Annotated in this window: 2 protein-coding genes and 1 pseudogene; all 3 read right to left on the bottom strand. The window is 72.1% G+C overall.

Annotated elements, in window-relative coordinates; translation table 11 throughout:
• Window positions 1-72 precede the first annotated feature (72 nt).
• Entirely contained in the window at window positions 73-1113 is a 1041-nt protein-coding gene (locus HY68_RS09645; RefSeq protein WP_107070068.1) for an MASE1 domain-containing protein, read from the bottom strand.
• Window positions 1114-1152: 39 nt separating this feature from the next.
• The gene (locus HY68_RS09650) at window positions 1153-1980 is read right to left on the bottom strand and encodes a PP2C family protein-serine/threonine phosphatase (RefSeq protein WP_041986963.1); all 828 of its coding nucleotides are present in this window, start codon (window positions 1978-1980) and stop codon (window positions 1153-1155) included.
• Window positions 1981-2083: 103 nt separating this feature from the next.
• Window positions 2084-2300, bottom strand: a pseudogene (locus HY68_RS44960) (hypothetical protein); the annotation flags it as partial.

Below are 2300 nucleotides of genomic sequence, written 5' to 3' on the forward strand. Positions count from 1 at the left end.
CCGCGGTCAGCCGCTGCCCGCCCCGCCCCGCGCCGACCCGGCGCGCGGGGCGGCGTACGAACTCCAGGGGGGTCAGTCGCCCGGGCCGCCTGCGCCCAGCTCCCCCGGCGGCCAGTGTTGCGCCGCCTTTCCCGGCGCGAGGTTCTCCACCACCTCGGCCAGGTCCACACACACCTGCTCGATCTTCCGGTGCACGTTGCGCTGCTCCGTCACGATCGCCGCGAGCAGCAGTGCGGTCAGCGCGACCGATCCGTTGAGCGCCTGAAGCGCGATCATCGTCCCGGTCAGGCTGTGGTGGACGAAGGGGCCTGTGCCGTCCGTCGCCGCCACGATAGTCAGCACGGAGATGAACAGCGCGATCGGCACGGCCCCCGCGAGCTGGAAGCGCAGGGCCGCCCAGATCAGGACGGGGAAGACCAGGAAGAGCAGCGGCACGGTGCTGTGCGTGACCAGCGGTACGACGACGAGGACGGCCACCACCAGCGCCGCCACCTCCATCGTGCGGTACGTGTCACGGAACGGCCGGCCGTCGCCAGGACCCCGCGCGGCACGGGCCAGCCACGCCTTGCGGATGAGCAGGAACAGCGGGGTGACCACCAGCACCCCCATGGCGTCGCCGGTCCACCACGCCGTCCAGACCGGCCAGAAGCCGTACTCCGGCAGCGTCCCGTCGACCACCAGCACGGCGGTGCCCACCGTGGGACTGATCAGCATTCCGGCGAGCGCGCCGACGACGACCAGGCTGAAGCCGTCCCGCAGCCGTTCCAGCTCCAGCTGGAAGCCGAGCCGCCGGAGTACGAGGTACGCGCAGACCGGGGCGAGGGTGTTCCCCGCGAGGATCACGAAGCTCGACCATCCCAGCGGGCCGAGGGTCAGTACGGTGCCGAGCGCGCCGAGCGCGATGCCCGGCCAGATCCGCAGTCCCATGAAGAGCAGCGCGGCCAGGGCGACACCGGTGGGTGGCCAGAGTGGCGTGCAGGTGGCGCCGTCGATGTAGAGCCGCTTGATCAGACCGAGGCGTCCCGCCCCGTAGTAGGCGGCAGCGACGACGACGATCCCCAGAGCGGTCACAGCAAGGCGTCGGAGTTCCTGGGTACGCACCACAGCAGTCATCAGACAACGTCACCGGCTCAGGCCCGGCCGTGACACGCGCTACGGAGGCGGCGCCGCGTCGTGGCGCAGGACCAGTACGGCCGCGTCGTCCGAGTGCCCGGTCAGCTCGGCCACCTTCAGCACCTCGGCTGCCAGCTCGCCGGGCTCGGCGTCCGCGCCCTCCCTGACCAGCCGGGCCACCTGGTCGAGGCCCTGGTCGAGCGGGAAGGTGGGGCCCTCGATCACGCCGTCCGTGAGCAGCACGTACGCGCCGGCCCGCGTCAGTCGGTGCCGGGTCACCGGGTAGCTCTCGCCGGGCTGGATGCCCAGCGGCAGCCCGCCCTCGTCCTCCGCGAAGCCGTACCGGCCGTCGACGGTGGCCCAGACCGCCGCCACATGTCCCGCGCGTGCGGTGCGCAGCTCCCACGCGACCGGGTCGAAGCAGACGAAGCTGCAGGTGGCGAAGAGGGCGGAGTCCATCGAGAGCAGCAGGTCGTTGGCGCGGCGCAGCACCTCGCCGGGGTCGGTCGCCGTGTTGGCGACCGCCCGCAGTCCGATCCTGATCTGGCCCATGAACGCGGCCGCGTCCACGTCGTGGCCCTGCACGTCGCCGATCGAGTAGCCGAGCGTGCCGTCGGAGAGCGGGAAGCCGTCGTACCAGTCGCCGCCGATGTCCAGACCGTCCCTCGCGGGTACGTAGCGGGCGGCCACCCGCAGTCCCGGTACGGCGGGCAGCGCGGCCGGCAGCATCTTGCGTTGCAGCGCGACGGCCAGCTCCACCCTGGCCTGCTGAAGCTCGGCGCCCTCGCGGGCCTGGGCGGTCAGCCGCCCGAGGGTGCTCAGCAGATCGTCCGCGCTCACCGCATGGGAGGGACGCCGCCGAGTCATGCATCACTCCGATGTACATCATCTGAGGGAAGAGCCTGGAACATACGAAGATGACACGAATGCCACATTCACTCTATTTCGGCGCGGCCTCCTCCGCCTCCGGTCAGCTCCGGCGGCTGCGTGTGAAGTCGCCGCGCGTCACGCGCTCGGCCATGCCGTCCGGGCTGCCGGCCGGCTCCAGCGAGCCGTAACCGGTCGCCGCCCAGACGCTGTCGCCGGGCGGCAGCTCGAAGTACGGCACCCGGACGCCGTCGGCGCGTTTGTCGGTCAGCACCTCGGGGGCCCGCTTGGCGCGCACCGCCTGGAGGCAGGCGCCGCAC

This window comes from Streptomyces sp. AcH 505, assembly GCF_000818175.1.
GTDB lineage: Bacteria > Actinomycetota > Actinomycetes > Streptomycetales > Streptomycetaceae > Streptomyces.

What these genes read in the sequence shown, in the direction of transcription:
- HY68_RS09645 (WP_107070068.1), bottom strand. Translation starts at nt 1,113, where the DNA reads ATGACTGCTGTGGTGCGTACCCAGGAACTCCGACGCCTTGCTGTGACC.
- HY68_RS09650 (WP_041986963.1), bottom strand. Translation starts at nt 1,980, where the DNA reads ATGACTCGGCGGCGTCCCTCCCATGCGGTGAGCGCGGACGATCTGCTG.